Source organism: Pseudomonas sp. BIC9C (genome assembly GCF_034541995.1).
Classification (GTDB): Bacteria; Pseudomonadota; Gammaproteobacteria; order Pseudomonadales; family Pseudomonadaceae; genus Aquipseudomonas; species Aquipseudomonas fluorescens_CC.
The window spans coordinates 625,118-647,175 of record NZ_JAWDGM010000002.1; the positions used below are offsets into that span (position 1 = coordinate 625,118).

At 61.3% G+C, this 22,058-nt stretch carries 17 protein-coding genes and 3 pseudogenes; 11 read left to right on the top strand and 9 right to left on the bottom strand.

The annotated features are described in order from the left end of the window. Window positions 1-14: 14 nt before the first annotated feature. The 5 genes from accB to gcbA form a co-directional block, all read right to left on the bottom strand. The gene (accB, locus tag RS887_RS12805) at window positions 15-476 is read right to left on the bottom strand and encodes an acetyl-CoA carboxylase biotin carboxyl carrier protein (RefSeq protein WP_322615668.1); all 462 of its coding nucleotides are present in this window, start codon (window positions 474-476) and stop codon (window positions 15-17) included. Between the two features lie 24 nt (window positions 477-500). Then, window positions 501-956, bottom strand: coding sequence for a type II 3-dehydroquinate dehydratase (aroQ, locus tag RS887_RS12810; protein WP_056852465.1), 456 nt, complete (start codon window positions 954-956; stop codon window positions 501-503). Between the two features lie 132 nt (window positions 957-1,088). Then, window positions 1,089-2,834: a protein-disulfide reductase DsbD gene (locus tag RS887_RS12815; RefSeq protein WP_322615669.1), complete on the bottom strand. Its 1,746-nt coding sequence runs from the start codon at window positions 2,832-2,834 to the stop codon at window positions 1,089-1,091. A 163-nt stretch (window positions 2,835-2,997) separates the two neighbouring features. Next, window positions 2,998-4,944, bottom strand: coding sequence for a methyl-accepting chemotaxis protein (locus RS887_RS12820; RefSeq protein WP_322615670.1), 1,947 nt, complete (start codon window positions 4,942-4,944; stop codon window positions 2,998-3,000). A gap of 52 nt (window positions 4,945-4,996) precedes the next feature. Beyond that, the gene (gene gcbA / locus RS887_RS12825; RefSeq protein ID WP_322615671.1) at window positions 4,997-6,667 is read right to left on the bottom strand and encodes a diguanylate cyclase GcbA; all 1,671 of its coding nucleotides are present in this window, start codon (window positions 6,665-6,667) and stop codon (window positions 4,997-4,999) included. A 484-nt stretch (window positions 6,668-7,151) separates the two neighbouring features. Between gcbA and RS887_RS12830 the strand changes: the two genes are divergently transcribed. From RS887_RS12830 to RS887_RS12860, 7 genes and pseudogenes are all read left to right on the top strand, one after another. Then, on the top strand, window positions 7,152-8,219 hold the full coding sequence (locus tag RS887_RS12830; RefSeq protein ID WP_322615672.1) for a DUF2333 family protein: 1,068 nt from the start codon (window positions 7,152-7,154) through the stop codon (window positions 8,217-8,219). A 3-nt stretch (window positions 8,220-8,222) separates the two neighbouring features. Next, window positions 8,223-8,780, top strand: coding sequence for an NUDIX hydrolase (locus RS887_RS12835; protein WP_322615673.1), 558 nt, complete (start codon window positions 8,223-8,225; stop codon window positions 8,778-8,780). Window positions 8,781-9,079: 299 nt separating this feature from the next. Then, window positions 9,080-9,451: a translation initiation factor Sui1 gene (locus RS887_RS12840; RefSeq protein ID WP_008016777.1), complete on the top strand. Its 372-nt coding sequence runs from the start codon at window positions 9,080-9,082 to the stop codon at window positions 9,449-9,451. A 219-nt stretch (window positions 9,452-9,670) separates the two neighbouring features. Further along, window positions 9,671-11,584, top strand: coding sequence for an arginine decarboxylase (gene speA, locus RS887_RS12845; RefSeq protein ID WP_008016776.1), 1,914 nt, complete (start codon window positions 9,671-9,673; stop codon window positions 11,582-11,584). A gap of 232 nt (window positions 11,585-11,816) precedes the next feature. After that, window positions 11,817-13,135: pseudogene (locus RS887_RS12850) on the top strand (contractile injection system protein, VgrG/Pvc8 family). Continuing rightward, a pseudogene (locus RS887_RS12855) lies at window positions 13,132-13,931 on the top strand (DUF4123 domain-containing protein). The pseudogenes RS887_RS12850 and RS887_RS12855 overlap by 4 nt, the downstream one beginning before the upstream one ends. Window positions 13,932-13,942: 11 nt before the next feature. Next, window positions 13,943-14,818: an alpha/beta hydrolase gene (locus tag RS887_RS12860; RefSeq protein ID WP_322615674.1), complete on the top strand. Its 876-nt coding sequence runs from the start codon at window positions 13,943-13,945 to the stop codon at window positions 14,816-14,818. Here the strand turns inward: RS887_RS12860 and RS887_RS12865 are convergent. Together RS887_RS12865 and RS887_RS12870 are read right to left on the bottom strand one after the other, a co-directional pair. Further along, window positions 14,812-16,161, bottom strand: a complete 1,350-nt coding sequence (locus tag RS887_RS12865) for an MATE family efflux transporter (protein ID WP_322615675.1) — start codon at window positions 16,159-16,161, stop codon at window positions 14,812-14,814. The two genes, RS887_RS12860 and RS887_RS12865, sit on opposite strands and share 7 nt — an antisense overlap. Window positions 16,162-16,323: 162 nt before the next feature. Then, window positions 16,324-16,617: a hypothetical protein gene (locus RS887_RS12870; RefSeq protein WP_322615676.1), complete on the bottom strand. Its 294-nt coding sequence runs from the start codon at window positions 16,615-16,617 to the stop codon at window positions 16,324-16,326. 179 nt (window positions 16,618-16,796) lie between these two features. Here RS887_RS12870 and RS887_RS12875 point away from each other — a divergent pair, with 179 nt between their 5' ends. The 4 genes from RS887_RS12875 to RS887_RS12890 are packed head-to-tail and all read left to right on the top strand — an operon-like array spanning window position 16,797 to window position 19,082. Further along, complete coding sequence (locus RS887_RS12875) at window positions 16,797-17,099, top strand: MazG-like family protein (protein ID WP_150727795.1); 303 nt, start codon at window positions 16,797-16,799, stop codon at window positions 17,097-17,099. Beyond that, entirely contained in the window at window positions 17,099-17,848 is a 750-nt protein-coding gene (locus tag RS887_RS12880) for a methyltransferase domain-containing protein (protein WP_322615677.1), read from the top strand. Before RS887_RS12875 ends, RS887_RS12880 begins: the two co-directional genes overlap by 1 nt. A gap of 12 nt (window positions 17,849-17,860) precedes the next feature. After that, window positions 17,861-18,463 (top strand): DUF4136 domain-containing protein, encoded by a 603-nt coding sequence (locus RS887_RS12885; protein ID WP_322615678.1) that lies wholly within the window; start codon window positions 17,861-17,863, stop codon window positions 18,461-18,463. A 55-nt stretch (window positions 18,464-18,518) separates the two neighbouring features. Next, on the top strand, window positions 18,519-19,082 hold the full coding sequence (locus RS887_RS12890) for a DUF4136 domain-containing protein (protein ID WP_111284422.1): 564 nt from the start codon (window positions 18,519-18,521) through the stop codon (window positions 19,080-19,082). 111 nt (window positions 19,083-19,193) lie between these two features. On the opposite strand, the gene RS887_RS12895 is transcribed toward RS887_RS12890, so the two are convergent. Both RS887_RS12895 and RS887_RS12900 read right to left on the bottom strand, forming a co-directional pair. Next, window positions 19,194-21,962 (bottom strand): ATP-binding protein, encoded by a 2,769-nt coding sequence (locus RS887_RS12895; RefSeq protein WP_322615679.1) that lies wholly within the window; start codon window positions 21,960-21,962, stop codon window positions 19,194-19,196. Next, window positions 21,959-22,039, bottom strand: a pseudogene (locus RS887_RS12900) (pilus assembly protein); the annotation flags it as partial. The pseudogene RS887_RS12900 and the gene RS887_RS12895, both read right to left, overlap by 4 nt. Between the last annotated feature and the right edge of the window lie 19 nt (window positions 22,040-22,058).

Consider the following 22,058-nt stretch of genomic DNA (forward strand, 5'->3'; position numbering starts at 1 on the left):
AGGCTCTCCGCGGTTCAAACGATGGTGAACAGCGGTTGGTCGTACTCAACCGGCTGGCCGTCTTCGACGAGGATGGATTCGATCACACCGCTGGTTTCAGCTTCGATGTGGTTCATCATCTTCATGGCTTCAACGATGCACAGGGTATCGCCTTTCTTCACGGTCTGGCCGACTTCCACGAAGGACGGCGAGGTTGGCGAAGACTTGCGATAGAAAGTACCGACCATCGGCGAACGGGCAACGGCACCGTTCAGTGCCGGAGCGGCGGCAGCAGGTGCAGCAGCGGCAGCCGGAGCGGCGGCAGCGGCAGGCGCGGCAACCGGAGCAGGCATTGGAGCCGGCGCGTAGTACTGCTGAGCCGGGGTCTTGCTATGACGGCTGATGCGTACGGACTCTTCGCCTTCCTTGATCTCGAGCTCGTCGATGCCGGACTCTTCCAGCAGTTCGATCAGTTTCTTAACTTTACGGATATCCATGAATCATCAACTCCCAAGGGTCGGTCAGGGGCGTATAGCTTGTTGTTCAAGCTGTTCCAGGGCAGCCTCCAGGGCCAGTCGATAACCGCTGGCGCCAAGGCCGCAGATCACTCCCACCGCTACGTCGGAGAAGTAAGAGTGATGGCGGAAAGGTTCGCGTTTGTGCACGTTAGACAAATGCACTTCGATGAATGGGATGCTCACTGCCAGCAGCGCGTCACGTAATGCGACACTTGTATGTGTAAAAGCTGCCGGATTGATCAAAATGAAGTCCACGCCTTCGCTGCGGGCAGCGTGAATACGGTCGATCAGTTCGTACTCGGCATTGCTTTGCAGGTGCAGCAAATGGTGACCGGCTTCGCGGGCACGGCGTTCCAGGTCCTGGTTGATCTGCGCCAGCGTCGTGGCGCCGTAGGTACCCGGTTCGCGAGTGCCGAGCAGGTTCAGGTTGGGTCCGTGCAATACGAGTAGTGTCGCCATCGGCGGTTCCTTTGTTATCCGTGAGCAATTGTCAGAACCCGGCGACTATGCCGCAAAGCCTTTGTGACTGTCCAGTTCTCTGCAATAGCCAGCACGATGACCGATGTTTGCGCGAAATATATGACTGCTTGATTAAATTTGGTCATTGGCCCTGGTAACACGCTCGGCGAAGTCTTTGGCGTTGATCTCGCCGATCACCCGCACATCGGCGCGTTCGACGCCGTCCTTGCCGAAAAACATCAGGGCCGGTGGGCCGAACAACCGGTAACGGTCGAGCAGGGCGCGTTGTTCGGCGTTGCTGGCGGTGATGTCGAAGCGGATCAGCCGGTAACCCTTGAGGCGTTCGACGACAATCGGGTCGTTCAGCACCTCATGTTCGATGACTTTGCAGCTGATGCACCAGTCGGCGTACCAGTCGAGCAGCAGCGGTGTGCCGGATGACCGTGCGTCGGTGAGTGCGCGATCCAGATCGGCCGGTGTGCTGACGATTTGCCAGCTGCTGGTGTTTTGCACAGGTTCGCTGTTGTCAGCGATACGGGGCTGGCCAATCGGGTTGAGCGGGTCGGTCTGGCCGCTGAAGGCGCCATACCAGCAGGCCAATGCGTAAAACAGCAGGAACATGCCGAGCAATTGGCCCAGGCGTTTGCGCGGTGGTTTATAGACGAACTCCAGTGCCCCCATGAACAGGCCGACGCCGCCCGCCAGCAAACCGATCAGCAGCAAGGTGACCTGGCCCGGCAGGACGCGGCTGAGCAGGCCGATGGCCAGCCCGAGCAACAACACTCCAATTGCGTTTTTCACGTAGACCAGCCACGGGCCGCTTTTCGGCAACCAGGCTGCGCCACCGGTGGCCACCAGCAACAGCGGTGCGCCCATGCCGAGGCCGAGCATGAACAGTTTCAAGCCGCCGCCCAGTGCGTCGCCACTGGCGCTGATGTACAGCAGCGCGCCGGCCAACGGCGCCGAAACACAGGGTGAAACCAGCAGGCTGGAAACCACGCCCAACACTGCAGCGCCCCACAGTGACCCGCCTTTGGTGCGGCCGGCGATGCGGTCCAGGCGACTGCTGATGGCGTGCGGCAGTTTCAGTTCGAAGACGCCGAACATAGCCAGCGCAAACAGCGCAAAAAACATCGCGAAAGGCACCAGCACCCAGGCCGATTGTAGCCGCGCCTGCAGATTGAGCTGGGCACCGAACAGGCCCATCAGCGCACCGAGCAGGGCAAAGCAGGCGGCCATCGGCAGTACATAGGCCAGCGACAGGTTGAAACCGCGCCAGCCGCCGACCTGGCCGCGTAGCACCACGCCGGACAGGATCGGCAGCATGGGCAGCACGCAGGGCGTGAACGTCAGGCCAAGGCCCGCGAGGAAGAACAATGCCAGTTCGCGCCAGTTCCATTGATAGGCCGTCGCCGGAGCGCCGCTGCCGTCGATGCTCAAACGCTCGGTTTCCGGCGGATAGCACAGGCCTTTGTCGGCGCACCCCTGATAGGTCACGGCCAGGGTGAAGGCGCGTTGGTCGGTGCGGGGCACCTCGACGTCGAGAATGCCGTGGTAGACCTCGACATCGCCGAAGTATTCATCGTGCTTTTTCTGGCCATCTGGCAGTTTCGCGGTGCCGAGAACGACATCGGCGGGATCGGCGCGAAACTGAAAACGGTGGCGGTAGAGGTAATAACCTTCGGTGGCGACGAAGCGCAGCTTGATCGATTGCGGCGTGCTTTCTACCAGGCTCAGATGGAAGGCTTCACGCACCGGCAGAAAGTCGGCGCTGTTGTTGATCGAGCCCAGGGTCGAGCTGGGGCGATTCTCCAGCAAGCCAGTGGCGCTGGCCGGCAGGGCAAACACTAAAAACAGCAGGTAGAGCAAACGACGCATGACGATCTCGCGTATCGGAATTGGGGGGATGATAGCGGACAGTCGTTGGGTGTGCAGGGTGCGAGTGTTGTGGTGATTGTTCTGATGCCTTCGCGAGCAGGCTCGCTCCCACAGGGACAGCGCCCACCCTTGTGGGAGCGAGCCTGCTCGCGATGGCAATCTGTCAGACGCGGAAAGCCTGAACGGCTGTATGTAGTCTTCCACCCAGCACCAGCAGGTTCTCCCCTTGCTCACGCCCTTCGCCGATACGCAGCAGGTTATCCCCTCCCAACTGGTGAATCCGCTCACTGTGGTCGCGGATCTCGCTGACCGCACCGCTTTGCTGAGCAGTGACATCGGCAATGCGTACCGCCGTGTCGGAAATGGTCTGGATTGCCCCGACGATCTTATCCAGTGCGCCATCGGCGGCCTGGGCCTGGTTGGCCGTGGCTTCGGCGTGTTCGACCTGGGCGCGCATGCCTTCCACCGATTGCCGTGCGGCGGTTTGCAGCCCTGCGATCAGCGTCTGGATTTCTGCCGTGGCTCCGGCGGTACGTTGCGCCAGTGAACGCACCTCTTCGGCCACCACGGCAAAACCTCGGCCCATTTCCCCGGCCCGGGCTGCCTCGATGGCCGCGTTCAAGGCCAGCAGGTTGGTCTGGTCGGCAATCGAGCGGATCACCGTCAACACACCACCGATGGTGGCCGACTCTTCGGCCAAGTGTTCGATCATTTGCGCATTGCCTTGCACTTCATCCACCAGTGCATGCAGGCCGGTCAGGCTCAGGCCGATGACTTTCTGTCCATGCTCCACGGCCAGGCCAGCGTGGCGGCTGGCGTCGGCGGCCTGGCTGGCATCGCCGGCGACTTGTTGAATGGTCGCTTCCAGTTCGCTGAGGGAGTCGCGGATCAGCGCTGTGTCGCCGGCCTGGTGCTCGGCACCGCTGTGCAAGTCGTTGCTCAGCTCGGCCAGGGTGCGGCTGCTGCCAGCCACCTGTTCGGCGTTGCGGCGAATGGTCCCCACCAGGTCCACCAGATATGCACGCAAGCGGTTGAGCGACGCTTCAATGTCATGCAATTCCCGGTTGGTGTTGCCCAGTTGAATGTCGCGGCTGAAGTCGCCTTCGGCCCAGGTCGACAGGGCCGGGGCGAGGTTGGTCAGGGTCCGGGCCAGTTTGCGCTGCAGGGTGTCGATCAGCAGCGCGATCAACAGAATCAAACCGATCATTACGCCTTGCATCAACCGCACTTCACCCTGGATCTGCCCGTGCTGGGCGCGTACCACCGGTTCCAGCCCGGCAATGGCCTGTTGCACGTCGGCGATTTTCAAGTGAGTCGCGGTGCTGAGGTCGGCGCGCTTGCTGATTTGATCGCGAGTGCGCGAGAGCTCGGCCGGGTAGCGGGTGAGCAGGCTGTTGAGCTCGCGCTTGAGGCCAACGCCGGCATCTTCGGCGACGGTTTTTTCCTTGTTTTCAAGGCCCATCATCGAGGCGAAATCATCGGTGTTCGACTCGCTGCTGGTGGTCACGCCCAGCAGCGGCAGGGCGTCGAGCTTCTCCGCCTGGGTGCGGATGTTGGCCACTTCGCGTTCGACATCGGCGGCCAGCTCACTGCGGCCGCTGCTGACCAGTTTGTCCCGCGCCAGGGACAACTTACCCAGGTGCTGCGATGCGGCGAGCAGTGGTGTCAGGTACGCCGCGTTGCCGCTGGCGTACTGGCTGAGCTGATCGAGACTGGCGCCCAGTTCCCGCTCGGCCTGCAGCAGCAGCGCCTGCGGATCGCCGGCCAGTTTGCCGGCGGCCAACAGGTCGGTTTTGCTGAACTCTTCCAGGGTCGACAGACTGGGGCGCAAGGTCTCGGCCAGGGCCTGTGGCAATTCGCCGAGTTGTTTTTGCAGGCTGTCGATGCCCTGGGCGGCACTGCTCAGGCGCAGTGCATCGCCGCTGCCAAGGTAATCGTCGACGCTGCGGGCGACTTCATTCTGAAACTGCTGCGACAGGCCCAGGTAGCGCTCCATTAATAGATACGGACGCTCAAGGGCTTTCTGCGTCCACCACAGCGTAGCGCCGAGGGCCACGCACACGGCCACCAGAAGGAGGGTATTGAGATTGGTCAGCAGCTTCAGGCGCATTACGGACTACCAACGACAGAAATGGTAAGTGCCTGAAGTTATTGCGTTTCTGTTACAGGGTTATGACCGTATCGGTCGATTCCGATAAAAAAGTGGCACTTTGCTTTGATGTGCGTGCGGCCTGTACGCGATTGCGTCCACCGTCTTTGGCGCGATACAGCGCCTCGTCGGCCTGGCTGGCCATCATCAGGCTGTCGGAGCTTTCGCATAACTCCACCACCCCGGCACTGAAGGTGCACCACAGATCCTGGGGTTGAGCGGGGTAGTGAATCTCGGCAAAACGCTGACGGATTTCATCGAGCACGTTGTAGGCCGCTTCGATATCGGTGTCCGGCATGACGATGGCGAACTCTTCGCCACCGTAGCGGCCGATGAAGTCGGTTTTGCGCAGGCGTTGTTTGAGAAACAGCGCCAGGCTCTTGATCACCCGATCGCCCATGGGGTGGCCGTGGCCGTCGTTGACCCGTTTGAAGTGGTCGATGTCGAGCATGGCAAAGCTCAGCGGCTTGTTCTCGCGACGGGCGCGGAACGAGCAGTCTTCGAGCAATTGCAGGATGTGCGTGTGGTTGTACAGGCCGGTGAGGCTGTCACGGACCATTCGTGCCTTGAGGTTGCGGGCTCGCGCCGCGCGGTTGCGCACGGTGGTGATCAGGTGTCGGGGCTTGATCGGTTTGGTCAGGAAGTCATCGCCGCCCTCGCTCATGGCGTCGAGTTGTTTGTCCAGGTCGTCTTCGGCCGACAGGTAAATGATCGGCACGCTGACGTAACGGTCGTTATGGCGGATCACCTTGGCCAGTTCCGTACCGGTGCAGGCCGGCATGTACATGTCGAGGATGATCAGGTCCGGCTGGAAATCCGCCAGTTCGGCCATGGCCTGGATCGGCTCGATCAACGTCCGGGTAACGATCCCGGCGCTGTTGAGCAGGCGCTCGGTGTGCAGGGCCTGGGCGCGGGAGTCGTCGATGATCAGCACTTTATAAGGTTCGTACTGGGCAACGCAGGTCAGGACTTCGATTTTTTCCAGCAGGCTCGACGCTTCGAGGGTACCGGTGAGGAACTCCTGGCCACCGGCACGCACGGCGGCCAGGCGGGTCGGGGTGTCGGTTTCGTGCAGGCTGAAGAACAACAGCGGCAAACGCTGGTCGAGGCCTTCCTGGGCTTCGGTGGCCAGTTTCAGGCCCACGCCGGGGCCACTGAAATCCACGTCCATGACAATTGCCGCCGGCGAGCGCTCAACCATCGACGAGCGAAATGCGTCTACGCTGTCCAGGGACTGGGCGCTAAGCCCGAAGAATTCAAGTTGCTTGGCCAGGCGCTCGGCACGGTCGTGATCCTGCAACATCACATAGATGGGCTTGCGCAGTGGTGGCAGGAAGGTTTGATCGAGTTGGTCGCCATGGCGCAGGCCGGTGCGTGACAGGCGCTGCATCAAGCGATTGAGGTCGGTGATCAGGCCGCTGCTCAGGCGTCCGCGGTTGGCATCGACCGCCTCCAGGGACTGACCGATATGGTGTGCCAGTTGCGTGTGTTCCGGTTGCTCGAAACGCTCGGCGAAACGCAGCAGACGCAGATTGGCCTCGCTCAGTTCCGAAAGGTCGGCGGTGGACCACTCACTGCGTTGCAGGCGCTGCCATATCTCAAGAATCTGACGAGCCTGATGAATTACCCGCTGGGCAAAGTGATGCTTGAGGCGCTCGCGGCTGGGGTCTTCTGGCTCGGTCATATCCTGACTACTAGTTAGGGTGCACACTGAGGTCAACTGGTGGCTCTATGCTAGCACCACTTTTCCATTACATGAGTGCTGTACGTCAATAATCTGCAATGTGACCCCATTCAGTTTGTGACCGGTCGGTCTGATTCTGGCCTTGGAAGTCGTGGCGTGCGGAGGGCGAAGTGCATAAATCAGGGCACTTGACGGGTGTGGGGGGCCATTGGTGAGTGACTGGCATTCGACCATTGATGATTTTTTTGCGAGTGTTGATCGGCTCGTTTTTTTGGGTTTCAGGGGGTAAGGGATTCCCTTACGAGTGCAATCCGAACCATTAGGTGGATTTCGAGGGCCATAGCGTCGTCGGGTGGGCAGGAACACTTTTCATCCCAAACCCGGTAATTTTCCCCTTCGATGCAATGGCGGGTGCCGGGCCAAGGCACGTTGTTGTATGGTTGTGGTCGAACCGTCGAACTCAAGAGATTGAAAGGATATCGCCATGCTGGACTGGAAGAACCGCACAGGCAGTGCGCCTGAACGTGCCGCTGAACCGAAGTCGGAGGCCCGCAGTTATCTGGGTGGTCTGTTGTTCAGCCGGGCGCTGGCCACTCTGCTGGGCATCTACCTGTTGGTGGCGAGTGTCCTGGGCTGGTACTGGAGCCAGGAGCCGGCGTTGTTCCCGGTCCAGCAAACCGCTCAACTGGCGGCCGAGAAAGAAGGCAAGCAGATGGTGGTTGGCTACACCACGGTGGAAACCCTCAAGACCGTCGCCGGCACCTTGCTGACCAAGCCGGGCGGCTATATTTCCAACGACCGATTCCCGCCAGGCCTGTGGATGGACAACATGCCGAGCTGGGAATACGGCGTGTTGGTGCAGGTCCGCGACCTGAGCCGTGCATTGCGTAAAGACTTTGCCCGCTCGCAGTCGCAGTCCGCTGAAGACGCCGACCTGGCCAAGGCCGAGCCGCGTTTCAACTTCGACAACAAGAGCTGGGTGCTGCCGTCCAGTGAGTCCGAGTACCAGGAAGGCATCAATTCCCTGAGCCGCTATCAGGCGCGCCTGTCCGATCCGAACCAGAAGAGCGCATTGTTCTATGCCCGCGCCGACAACCTGAACAACTGGCTGGGTGATGTCGGGACGCGTCTGGGGTCGCTGTCGCAACGACTATCGGCCAGCGTTGGCCGGGTCAAGCTCAACACAGCGTTGAAAACCGAAGTCGTTGCACCCGGTGTGGCGCCGCAGGTCGATGAGGAAATCGTCGAGACTCCGTGGTTGCAGATCGACAATGTGTTCTACGAAGCCCGCGGCCAGGCCTGGGCTCTGTCGCACCTGTTGCGGGCCATCGAAGTCGACTTCGCCGATGTGCTGGCCAAGAAGAACGCCACGGTCAGCGTGCGCCAGATCATTCGTGAGCTGGAGGCGTCGCAGGAGCCGGTGTGGAGCCCGATGATCCTCAACGGCAGTGGCTTTGGCGTACTGGCCAACCACTCGCTGGTCATGGCCAACTACATTTCCCGGGCCAACGCCGCGGTGATCGATTTGCGTCAATTGCTCAATCAGGGCTGAGTCATGGTCGATAACGCCAGGGAAGCCGCGCACCGCGCGGCATCCGATGCCGAACAGATCGCCTGGGTCGACGAGCAGGACAACCTGCTCGGCGCGCTAGTCCGTTCCGACCTGCGCGAGCGCGGGCTGATCGGGCGCGGCACCTACATCATGTTGTTCAACTCCGCTGGCGAGCTGTGCGTGCATCGCCGCACGCTGAGCAAGGCGATCTATCCCGGTTACTGGGACGTGGCGGCGGGTGGCATGGTGCTCGCCAGTGAAACCTACGCCGAGTCGGCGGCCCGGGAACTGGAGGAAGAACTGGGAGTGAGTGGCGTGGAGCTGACTGCCCATGATCATTTTTTCTTCGAGGACACCGGCAATCGCCTGTGGTGTTCGGCGTTCTCGGCGGTGTGGGACGGCCCGTTGACCCTGCAACCGGAAGAGGTGCTCGAAGCACGCTTTTTGCCGATTGAGGACGTGCTGCGGGAAATCGAGGAAAAGCCTTACTGCCCGGACTCTTTGGCAGCATTGAGGCGCTATTTGAGATCTCGCGGGCAAGACGTCGCAAAAAGGCTATAAATTGGCGCCGATTGGCTCTTAGCAATCGGCGTTTTTGCCGTTACACTGCGCGACCTTTTTAAACTGAACCGGTATGGCTTTTCTTTTAGGAGCGAGCCTGCTCGCGATGAACGCATGGACGACGCGTGTATTCTGAATGCACGCGTTGTCGTTAACGACCATCGCGAGCAAGCTCGCTCCTACAATGAAATGAATGTCGTACCGTTTCTGTAGCGCTGCCCCTGCCTGAGTGGGGCTTCGCGGTCGATGGCACTTCCCAGGTGCTGCGACCAGTCTTTGTCCTCCAAAGAGGATTGCCGGTGGCCAAAAAAGCCGCATCCTTCGCCGCCCTTGGTGGCCTGGTATTTTCCACCGACGCAGGTCGTCATTGCCCGGAATGCAGTAAACCGGTGGACGCCTGCATCTGCAAACAGACCGTTATCCCGGCCGGCGACGGCATTGCGCGCGTGCGTCGCGAAAGCAAGGGCCGTGGCGGCAAGACGGTGACCACTATCACCGGCGTGCCATTGGCTGAAGATGCGCTCAAGGAACTGGGCACGACGTTGAAGAAACGTTGCGGTACCGGTGGGGCGTTGAAAGACGGTGTCATCGAAATCCAGGGCGATCATGTCGAGCTACTCTTGGCAGAACTGATCAAGCTCGGTTTCAAAGCGAAGAAATCCGGCGGCTAGCAGCCTCTGTGAAAACCACCCTCGGCTTGATCCGGTCCTGATGGCATTCAGGCCTGGCACCAGCCACATGGTTTTCACAGAGCCTGTTCATGACCGGTTTCTAAACTCACTGCGGTCGGCGGGGTCTATTGCCTCGTTGACGAACCGTCATTTTCATTCTTTAGACTGCGCCGGCCTGAACCCAGGCGACGCACTATGACTTCTTTATAGGGGACTTCGATGTCCGTACGACGCACACGCAAAGACGATGGCAGCCAATGGACAGTTGCGGACAGCCGCAGTGTTTACGGGATTCGCCATTGGGGGGCCGGGTATTTCGCGATCAATGACGCCGGTCGCGTCGAAGTTCGTCCGAACGGTCCGAGCAGCTCGCCTATCGACCTGTTCGAGCAAGTCGACCAGCTGCGCAAAAGCGGCCTGTCCTTGCCGTTGCTGGTCCGCTTCCCGGACATTCTGCAGGACCGCGTGCGTCAGCTGACCGGCGCGTTCGACGCCAACATCGAGCGTCTGGAATATCAGAGCAAGTACACCGCGTTGTACCCGATCAAGGTGAACCAGCAGGAAGCGGTGATCGAGAACATCATCGCCACCCAGAACGTTTCCATCGGCCTGGAAGCCGGGTCCAAACCCGAACTGCTGGCAGTGCTGGCACTGGCGCCGAAGGGCGGCACCATCGTCTGCAATGGCTACAAGGACCGCGAATTCATCCGTCTGGCGCTGATGGGCCAGAAGCTCGGCCACAACGTGTTCATCGTGATCGAGAAAGAATCCGAAGTCGGTCTGGTGATCGAAGAAGCGGCCTCGCTCAAGGTCAAGCCTCAGGTCGGCCTGCGCGTGCGCCTGTCGTCCCTGGCGTCGAGCAAGTGGGCGGATACCGGCGGCGAGAAATCCAAGTTCGGTCTGTCGGCGGCGCAACTGCTGTCGGTGGTCGAGCGTTTCCGTGCGGCCAGCCTGGACCAGGGCATTCGCCTGCTGCACTTCCACATGGGCTCGCAGATCGCCAACCTCGCCGACTACCAGCACGGCTTCAAGGAAGCGATCCGTTACTACGGCGAGTTGCGCAACCTCGGCCTGCCGGTGGACCACATCGATGTCGGCGGTGGCCTGGGCGTGGATTACGACGGTACGCACTCGCGTAACGCCAGTTCGATCAACTACGACATGGACGATTACGCTGGCGTCGTGGTCGGGATGCTCAAGGAATTCTGCGATGCGCAGAGCCTGCCGCACCCGAACATCTTCTCCGAAAGCGGCCGCTCCCTGACTGCCCACCACGCCATGCTGGTGGTGCAAGTGACCGACGTCGAGAAACACAACGACGACGTTCCACAGATCGAGAACAAGGAAGCATTGCCGGAAACCGTGCAGTGGCTGGTGGACCTGCTGGGTCCGACCGACATCGAGATGGTCACCGAAACCTACTGGCGCGCCACGCACTACATGAGCGATGTCGCTGCCCAGTATGCCGACGGCAAGCTGACCCTGGCCGAGAAAGCCCTGGCCGAGCAATGCTACTTCGCGGTGTGTCGTCGCCTGCACAACTCGCTGAAGGCGCGCCAGCGTTCCCACCGTCAGGTGCTGGACGAGCTCAACGACAAGCTGGCGGACAAATACATCTGCAACTTCTCGGTGTTCCAGAGCCTGCCGGACACCTGGGCCATCGACCAGGTCCTGCCGATCATCCCGTTGCATCGCCTCGACGAAGAGCCGCTGCGCCGTGCGGTGCTGCAGGACCTGACTTGCGACTCCGACGGCAAGATCAACCAGTACGTCGACGAGCAGAGCATCGAAACCAGCCTGCCGGTGCACGCGCTGAACGAAGGTGAAGACTATTTGTTGGGTGTGTTCCTGGTCGGCGCCTATCAGGAAATCCTTGGCGACATGCACAACCTGTTCGGTGACACCGACTCGGTGAACATCTACCAGAACGCCGACGGCAGCGTGTACCACGCCGGTATCGAAACCCACGACACCATCGAAGACATGCTGCGTTACGTGCACTTGTCGCCGGAGGAACTGATGACTCACTACCGCGACAAGTGCGCCAGTGCCCGCATCAGCGCAACCGAGCGCACGCAGTTCCTCGATGCCTTGCGTCTGGGGCTGACCCGTTCGTCTTACCTGTCTTCCTGAGGTAAGCGCCACGCTGATCAGGTTGTCTGAAATTTTTCCGTTTGCTGCGGAAATTTCAGATGACCTGATGCGGCAACTCTTCTGTTCCAGGCGAAATTTCCAGCATCTTCGACAACCCAACACATTTGGTCTTCTTTTCGCGTAGGTCATTTCCTAAGTTGTACTTCGGCACTCTACTCGGCCATGTCTCTCAGCGAGAATCCCCGGCCGCCCCTCCTGTAGAGAAACGCCGATGTTCAAGCCAGCCAGCGAACCGTCATTTCGTCTGGATGTAGCAGGTCTACCCGACTCCTTCGAGGTCCTGGCCTTTACCGGCAGAGAAGCCATCAGCGAGCCGTTCGTGTTCGACCTGAAGCTGCTGATCGATGACCCGGTGCTTGACCTTGCCAGTTTGCTGTACCGCCCGGCCTCCTTGCATTTCGGGCCAGCCGGAAGTCATGTGCATGGACAATTGCATGAGCTCGTCCAGCGCGATCATGCCTCGGGCCCCGACTCTGCCAGGTGCGTCTGGGGCCAAAACTGGCTTGCCTGGCCCAGCGCTTCAGCCAACGAATCTTCAGCGGCCGTTCAGTGCCGCAAATCCTCGACCAGGTGCTCAAGGAGCATGGCATTACTGGCAAAGATCGACGCCTGGAGCTGAGCGGCGAATACCTGCCCAGGGATTTTTGCACGCAATATCGAGAATCAGACCTGCAGTTTGTCCAGCGACTGTGCGCCCAGGAACGGCTTCACTACTACTTCGAACACCGGGCCTGCGGACACTGTGTGGTGTTTGGGGATGATCAGCGGCGTTTTCCAACCGGCGAACCGGCGGTGTTCCGGAGCGAGGGCGATTGGCCGGCGGTGCGGCAGTTCGAACGTCAGCGCTGCGATGGAACGGCAGCCCAATGTGCCGAATGCCGGACAGACCTGGCGACCTTGCGCAGCGGTTGGCTGATACCGCTGTCCGGTCATCCGGTTGCCGATTGCAATCGACTCTGGCTGCTGACCCACGTTGAACATTGGGGCAGCCAGGATACGGCGACGCCCTACCACAATCAGGTCCGTGCCCTGCACTGGCCTGCACCCTTCGAGCCGCCCTGTGCGGCAGTCAAACCACAGATGCATAGTTTGCAACGGGCGTGGGTCGTCGAGGTCGATGAACCAAGCCCCGACCCGGCAAGAGCGGTACCGGTTCAATTCGACTGGCTTTATCAGGGCGAAGGGGCAGCGCCCAGTCATTGCTGGTTACCCCTGGCCAGGTCGTTGCAGGCCGAAACGTTCTCGCCATTGCAGGAAGGGACTGAGCTGGTCGTGAGTTTTGTCGAGGGCGATCCCGATCAACCGCAGATAAGCGGGTTACTGCATGTGCCGGCAACGACCGAGGTGACGGACACCGACGCCCCCCAGGCCATCTGCACCCATGACGAAGGCCTGGAGCAATGGTTGCGGTCGGGAGAGCCATTGCTGGTGTTGTGCCTGCTGCCCGGCGGTGGCAGCTTCAATCACTGTGCACAGGCGTTGTGCACCTGTCGTCTGGCGACACAGCTTGGCCAGAGCTCTGGAGCATGATCGTGACACGAACGCCCGAGGCACCACCGCAGTGGCTGTTGCTGGATGTGCCGGGCATGCCGCAGGCGGGTGTCACACTTCGGCAGATGTTTGCGCACGCCTGGTGGTCCGGGCTGTTCGAAGGTACGCAGTGGCATGCGCTGCATGAACAGGGACCGGTCCTGGTCGATCTGCGCACCTGCCCGGCACTGGCCGATTTATGCATCGTCGACGGGCGGCGCTGGCCCGGGTTGCTGATGGTCAGCGAGGCCAGCGCTTCGTCGTTGCTGGCGCATTTGCGGCGCATGCTCACGGTCACGCTTGGCCAGTATCGGGCTCTTTGAGCTACTACAACCCGATCACGGCCAGCTATTTTTTTGATGCCTGCGATGCGGCTGAACTGAGTCGCTGGCTAGGGCCCATCAACCAGTTGCGCTGGTTCGGCGGCACTTGGGCGGACCGCGCGATGGGGTGTGAGGGCTGGCAGCGCTTGTCCAACCCGGGGCTGGCGGTCAGCCCGTTGGCAGTCGAGGAGAGCCTCAGCGCCGGGCAACAGGGAACACTGCAAACCTGCCTGCTCGAGCAACATGCCTGGCGCTGGAGCCAATCCACCGGTGTCGATTTCTCCCGTCTGTCGGCCCATGTGCAGGAGGGGGTGGCGCTGGGTTTCAGCGAGCGCCCGGTGCTTGATGGCTGGATATGGCTACGCTTGCAGTATCCCGACGCCGTGCCCGTGCAGCCATTGCCGGGCAGGACTCAACAGGAACGCCTCGATGGCCTGCGTCACCTGTGGCAGAACGACCCACCCCGGTCATGAGGTCGAAATTGATGATGCGGTCTGTTCGGCGGCTGTTATGCCTGGCATTCGCTGGCCTGATGTTGGCCACGATAAACGCTTGTTCTCCTCTGGAAATACTCAACTCCTTGACCCCCGACGGCTCCTTTGACGAGACCGAGGGCATTGCCTATGGCAACGATCCACGGCAAAAGCTGGATGTGTATGTGCCACGCAACCCCGGGTCGAAGACCCCGGTGGTGGTGTTTTTCTACGGCGGCAGCTGGAACAGCGGTTCACGCCGCGACTACAGCTTTGTCGGCGAGGCACTGGCTTCGCGGGGCATCGTCGCGGTGCTGGCGGACTATCGCTTGTATCCACAAGTACGCTATCCGTTGTTTCTCGAAGACTGCGCCAAAGCGGTGGCCTGGACTCATGAACACATTCGCCAGTATTCCGGTGACCCGCAACAGCTGTACCTGATGGGCCACAGTTCCGGAGCCTATAACGCCGCAATGCTGGCACTGGACCCCGGCCTGCTGGCGGCAGTGGGCATGTCGCCCCATGATTTGCGCGGCTGGATCGGCCTGGCCGGACCTTATGACTTTTTGCCGATCCAGAATCCGCAGGTACGTCCGGTTTTTTTCTGGCCGGACTCACCGCCTCGCTCACAACCGATCAACCATGTCAGCCGAGGTGCGCCCCCGGCATTGCTGATGGCTTCGAGTGACGACGACGTGGTCAACCCGACACGTAATACCGGTGGGTTGGCGAACAAGTTGCGGGAGGTGGGGGTGCCGGTGCAGGACCTGTATTTTTCCCGCACCAGTCACACCACGCTGGTGGCCACGTTATCCCGTCCGTTGCGCGGACTGGCGCCAGTGCTGGATGAAGTCACGGCGTTTGTCGGGGCCACGCCCGTTCATTGAGTGCTGCCGGCGAACCAGCCATCGTGACGGCGCAGGCGCCAGGCGATCACGCCGAGGGTCAGACTGCGCAGCAGCATGAACAATAGAAAGGTTATCCACAGGCCATGATTGCCCCCGCCTTGCAGCGCCCAGCCGAAAGGCAGCACCAGCGCCACGGTCAGCAGCATGCCGTTGCGCATTTCCCTGGCGCGGGTGGCGCCGATGAACAGGCCGTCGAGCAGGTAACTCCAGACGGCAATCAGCGGCAATACGGCAAGGTAGGGCAGGTAGATGAACGCGGTGTCGCGCACACTCTGTATGTCCGTCTGCATCTCGATGAACAAATGCCCGGCGAACAGGAATAGCGCCGCAAAGCCCAGGCTCGCCAGCAAAGACCAGCCGCCAGCCACCACCAATGAACGGCGCAGGGCATCGCGGTCGCGGGCACCTAGAGCATGTCCGCAAAGGGCTTCGACGGCGTGGGCCAGGCCATCGAGGGCGTGGGCGGTGAGCAGCAAGCCGTTGAGCAGCAAGGCGTTGGCCGCGACCGTGGCGTCGCCCAGCCGGGTGCCTTGCACCGTGATCAGGAAAAACACCGATTGCAGCGCCAGGCTGCGGATGAAGATGTCGCGGTTGACCGCCAGCAATGGCCGCCAACTCTGCCACAGCGCCAATGCCGCCCAGGCGATATGCCCGGGGTAGGCGCGCAGGGCTTTGCGGGTCATCAGCAAACCGATCAGTGCACCGGTCCATTCGGCAATCACCGAGGCCCGGGCAGCACCCACCACGCCCCATTCCAGGCCGAGGACGAACCACAGGTTCAGGGCAATGTTGACCAGGTTGGTGCTCAGCAAAATCGCCAGCGGCGCGCGGGCATTCTGGGTGCCGAGAAACCAGCCGACCAATGCATAACTGGCGAGCGCTGCCGGCAGGCCAAACAGGCGGGTGTGAAAGAATTCGCGGGTCAGTTGATCGAGTTCCGCCGAGGGTTGCATGAAGTGCAACGCGACCCCGCTCAACGGCACGCCCACTGTACCCAACACCACGGCCAGGCCGATGGCGAGCAACAGGCCTTGCAACAGAATCTGCCGCAAGGCCGCACCATCCCCGCGCCCGGCCGCCTGGGCGGCGAACCCGGTGGAGCCCATGCGCAGAAACCCCATGGCCCAGGCAAGGAAGGTATACAGGCTGGCCCCGACCGCGACGGCGCCGAGTTGATGGGCGTGGGGCAGGTGACCGATGACGGTGCTGTCGACCAGTGCCACCAGCGGTACGGAAATGTTCGAAAGAATCATCGGCGCGGCGAGCGCCCAGACCCGGCGATGGGTAGGGCGGTCGCGCCAGTCGGCGGTCAGGTTGGACATGCAGGCTCCTTGGAGGAGTGGGCATTGTAGCGGTACATTTGAAATCTTCCGTGATCCATTGGGGGGAGCGAGCCTGCGCGCGAAAGCATTCTGTCTGACACATCAATAACGGATGGGATGCCGCCTTCGCGAGCAAGCTCGCTCCCACAGTGTTCGGTGGGGTCAGTGAATGATCCAGCTGAGTAACCAGAGCCCCAGCACCAACCAGATGATCCCCATGATGAACGACGCATTGAGAAATGCGCGGATCGCCGACCACAGCAGTATCAGCCCGAGGATCAAGGTCACGATGCTGACGATCGAGGTATCCATGCCCAGCGCCTGGGACAAGCCTTCGACAAAATTGCTGCTGGCGTTGCTCAACAGATTGAACAGCCCACTGAGGCCATCAACGATGAAGCGGATGATCGAGCCGAGTACCTGGCCCAGCCATTCGAAAAAACCTTCTACCTGCATGGAATGGGAGTCCTGATTAAAGAGAATTGAGTCTTGGGCTGTCGATCATGCTGCCGAGTTCCCACAAGCATAGAGCGTTGCACAGGACCTGTGGGAGCAGGCTCGCTTCCACCCGAAAAACGTTGTCACTTGCCATCCTCGGTCATCCCCCCGAAGCTATACGTCTTCAGGAGAGCCCGATGAACCTTGTTGAACTGACCGAACGCCTGCACGCCATCCGTGACCGCAATGACTGGCGGCAATTTCACAGCCCGAAAAACCTCGCCATGGCTGCGAGTGTGGAAATGTCCGAGCTGGTGGAAATTTTCCAGTGGCTGACCGAAGACCAGTCACGCCAGTTGTCGGCGGACAAACTCGCCCACGCCGGGCAGGAAGTCGGTGACATTGTGCTTTATCTGTTGCTGTTGTGCAGCGAGCTGGGCCTGGACATGGAGGCCGTGGTGCGCAGCAAACTGGCGGACAGCGAACGGAGGTTCAGCTGATGAGCGACCGTCATTTCGATCAACTGGCGACCCGTTTCGCCGAAAAAATCTACGGCGGTGCCAAAGGCGCGATCCGTCTGGCGGTGTTGCAGGCCGATCTGGCCGAAATCCTGCCCGACCGACCGCTGCGCGTTCTGGACATCGGCGCCGGCCTTGGCCACATGTCGTTGTGGCTGGCCCAGCGTGGCCATCAGGTGACCCTCGCCGAGCCTGCCGAACCGATGCTCGAAGGGGCCCGCCAGCGTTTTGCCGAAGCCGGGCAGAGCGCGACGTTCATTCAGGCACCCTGGCAGGAGCTGCTCGGGCAGCTCACCGAACCCTACGACCTGGTGCTGTGTCACGCCGTGCTGGAATGGCTGGCCGAACCCCACGCCATCCTGCCGGTGCTGCATCAGCTGACCAAGGCGGACGGCTGGCTGTCCCTGGCGTTTTACAACCGCGATGCACTGATTTATCGCAACTTGCTCAAGGGCCATTTCCGCAAGATGCGCAAGAACGACATGGCCGGCGAAAAGCAGAGCCTGACTCCGCAGCAACCCCTTGATCCACGCGAGCTGGCGGCGCAACTTGACGGTCTGTGGCGGGTCGAATCCCAGAGTGGAGTGCGGGTTTTTCACGATTACATGCCGGTGGAGTTCCAGGCCCGCGCCGAGCTGGTGGACTTGCTGGAAATGGAACTGGCCCACCGCCGTCATCCAAGCTTTGCCGGGCTTGGGCGTTACTTGCACTGGATCTGTCGGCCTGTCTGATCGGAGCACGAAATGAAAAGTCATTCAGGTGTGCTGATGTTCTGCCTGGGACTGGCCGCCTGTCAGGGCAGCAACCCCTATGTCGCCACGTCCAACCCTTTGCCACCGGCACCGCCCGAGGCGGCCAACACCTTTGACCGCAGCGCTTACCCGGCGGCACCGCGTGACTATGGACGCTACCGCAGTTGGGCCTGGCTCGACGGGCACCTGCCGCCGGGCACCGCCTGGGCCGACTCGGCGCAGGTCGCCGAAGCGGTCAGCAATGCGCTGGATCAACGCGGTTTGCGCCCGTTGCACGACAATCGCCCGGCCGACCTGTTTGTCAGCGCCGACCTGCGCCTGGAAACCCGCTTGCGCCAGGTTCAGGACGATTATGGTTACTACGGCGGTTACGGCGGCTATGGGCCGGGATACGGCATGTACGGTAGCGTGCCGATTGTGCGCACCTATTCGGAACAGGTCGTGGTCGTTCAGGTGGATATGTTTGACGCCAGGAGCGGCCAGCCGGTATGGAGCTCGAGTGCTGAAACCGGCACCCGGGGCAGCGAAAGCGAGCGGGTCGACGCGATACGGGAGGCTGTGGATAAGGCAATGTCGGCGTATCCTCCTAGTTAGCTTCTTGTAGATAAGAAGCATTCAACAGGATCATGCCTTCAACCGGAGAATCACCATGTTCCGCCGTTTTGTTTTACTGGCAGTGGCCGCGCTGCTCAGTGCCTGCGCTGCCAACCAGGTCAATCATGACTTCGACGCCAGCCGCGATTTTGCTGCCTATCGCAGCTGGACCTGGAAAGAACCCGCCCTGCAATACCGTCCCGATGATCCACGAATCAAGAGCGACCTGACCGAGCAGCGCATCCGTCAGGCGGTTGCCGATCAACTGGATCAGCGCGGTTTGCGTCCGGCCGCCGCAGGCGCCAAGGGCGATTTGAATGTGCAGACCTACCTGATTGTCGAAGAGCGGCAGCAACAGGTGACCACCAATTACGGCGGCGGCTGGGGCAACCCGTGGTATGGCTATTACGGCGCCCCCATGTATAACGAAACCCGCAATGTCAGCTACAAGGTAGCAACCATCCAGATCGACATGCTCGATGGCAAGGACGGCAAACTGGTGTGGCGCGGCAGTGACGAACAGATACTCAGCCGCACGCCGAACCCGACGGATCGTCGCGATGCCATCTGGGAAACGGTCACGCGGATATTGGCCAACTATCCACCGCACGCCTCCTGAAATCAGCCAGCCCCCTCGACCCCTGTGCACCCACAGGGGTTTTTTATGCTCGACACTGGCGAGCCTGGGGACCGACCTGAACAAAGTCGAGGTGGGTGCCAACCTCAGTTGTCACTCGGGACGCCCGTCACTGGTGATCTGATCCGGCAGTACAATCGGCAGTTCGATGCAGAAACGCGCACCCTCGGTGGCGTTACTGGCACGCAGTTTACCGCCCATGCTTTCGACGATGCCGTAGCTCACCGAGAGCCCCAGACCGGTACCGACGCCCACCGGTTTGGTGGTGAAGAACGGCTCGAAAATCCGCTCCAGCAAAGGCGGGTCGATACCGCCGCCGTTGTCCTCGACCCACAGGCGTACCCAGTGCGTATCCCGTTCGGCGTACAGCGAAATCCACGGCTTGAACCCGGGATGTTTTTCGCGCTTGTCGAGCAAGGCATCCCGGGCGTTGACCATCAGGTTGATCAGCACCTGTTCAAGCTGATCGACATAGCCGCGCACCTGCACTTCAAAACCGGGCTCGCTGATGTGCAGGTCGATGCCTTTGCCGCGCATGCCCTCGGACAACAGCGACAGCGTGCCTTCGATGGCCTGGGCCGGGTTGAACGGTTGCTGCTCGATTTCCGAGCGACGGCCAAACACCCGCATGTGATCCACCACCCGCGCGGCGCGCTGCACCTGGGTGTCGATGCGGGTGAGTTTGTCGATCAGGTAATCGATCTGTGCGTCGCCGTTGGCGAGGCGCTTGAGCACATTGGCGATGGCCATGCGCATCACGTTCAACGGCTGGTTGATCTCATGGGCCAGGCCGGTGGCCATTTCACCGAGGGTGGCCATTTTCGCGCTTTGCGTGAGCTGCTGCTGCGAGCGCCGCACCTCGGTGTTGTCGCGTCCCACGGCCTGAACTTCGAGCAACCGGCCCTGCTCATCGAATACCCCGCGATCGGACCAGACCCACCAGGCATGTTCGCGGCCGGGCAGCTGCAGGTTGATCTCGGCGGTGCTGACCGGAAACTCGGGGCTCAGTTGGTTCAGCCGTTGGGTGAACGCATCGCGTTGTTCCTCGGACATCCAGCTGCCCAGGTTCACCCCCGCCAGTTGCTCGGGCGCCAGTTCCAGATAAGTGGCCAACGGACGGTTGCCGAAGGTCAGGGTCAGGTCCGGCTGGTAGCGGCAGATCATCGCCGGCGAGTCCTCCACCAGAATCCGGTAGCGTTCCTCACTCTGCCTGACCTGTTCGGTGGCCAGGGTCGCTTCGGTGACGTCCAGCCACAGGCCCACGGCTTCTACCGGCAAACCGAGGTCGTCGCGCAACAACTTCGCTTCATCCAGCAGCCAGTGATAGTCGCCATGACTGTCGCGCATCCGATAGCGGGCGCGCACCGAGCCTTCACGCAGTAAATGCCGCGTGCGCTCGAAATACGGCAAGCGGTCGTCGGGATGCACCCGCTCCACCAGTGTCCCGGGCGCGCAGTCGGCGAGGGTCCAGCCAAGCAACGGCAACAGGCTGTCGCTGAAGAACACCGGTTGCAACGCACCTTCGACATAGCGCTGTACGTAAATCACCGCGGGAGAGTTGGCGATCAGATTGTCCAGGCGTGCATGGGCAGCGGCGACGCTCTGTTCCTGGGCCTTGATGTCGCTGATGTCGAGCATGAAACCCATCAGCCGACGTTTTTTCCCCACGCCCAGGGCCTGGCCTTGCAGGCGATACCAGATCGGTTCGGGCGCGCCGTCGGGGCGATACAGGCGCACGCACAACTGCAGCGGCATGCCCGACGCCTGCAAGTCTTGCAGGCGGATGCGCAGCTCTTCGCGGTCGGCGGGATACACCTTGTCGAGCAAGTCCTGCACGGATAAACGTATCGCTCCCAGGTTCAGGGGCTTTGCCAGCGAAGGTGCCAATTGCAGCTCGTCGCTGTCGCTGAAAACTTCCCACCAGCCTGTGCCCAGCAACGCTTGCAGCGATTCCAGGCGTTCCAGTTGCAGGTGATGCCGGTGCTCGCGCAGGCGTTCGAGCAAGGGGCTGGCGAGCGCAGCGGTGATTTGCAGCCAGTCGCGCTCAGTGACATCGGGGGCGCGTTGGTGCGCCGTATAGAAACCGCACAGCAACCAGGCAACCACCCCTTGCGCATCGTGATAGGGCACGGCGAAGCCATCGGTATTGCCGAAGGTCTCTTGCAGGCGCGGGTGTTCGCGCAGGGTCAGGTGCTGCGGCGTCGAACCGCTCAAACTGTCCAGCCCCGTGCCCAGGCGTTGGCCGTTTTGCCACAGTTGCGGTGCATCGAGGGCTGCGTAGTGTTGGTGAATCTGCCAACCCTGTGCCTGCTCATCGAGCAAGGCCAGGGCAATACAGGGAATCTGAAAGCGCTGGGCCAGGCTTTGCAGTTGTTCGCCGAGCATTTCGGGCAGGCGCGTCAGGCTGCACAGGCGCAACTGCTCGGTGATTTGCATCGCCAGCACCTGGCACTGTTCGCGGTTGCGCGATTGCCGGCGCTCAAGCAGCAAGTCGCCGATGTCGAGCATCTGCAACAACCAGGCATCGGCCAAGGGTTGCACCCAGCCGCGCAAATGCAGTGGCGGACCGTTGAGGCTGTAGAAGTCCAGGTCCAGGGTCTGCACCTGCCAGTCCGCCGGTACACCTTCGATGATGAGGCTACTGTGGGGCAACAGGAAGTCGAGCAGGTGCGGTGCCTGCGTACCGGGGCCTTGCTGGGCCAGCAAGTGCCGCAATGGACCGTTCAGTTGAACGACACGCCCCTCGGCATCAAGCTGTATCTGCAAGCCGAAACTGTGCACCTGCGGTGTCTCTTGCGGCTCCGGCGGTGGGGGCGGATGGCGGTTGAGCAGGCGCCCGAAGAGTTTGTCGCCGGCACTCAAAATTGCAGGCTCGCACTGGCCGTGAGGGTCGCCGGCAGATTCGGCACCCGACCGATACCCGGCAGGTTCAGGAGCGGGATGGCGGCGCCTTTTTGT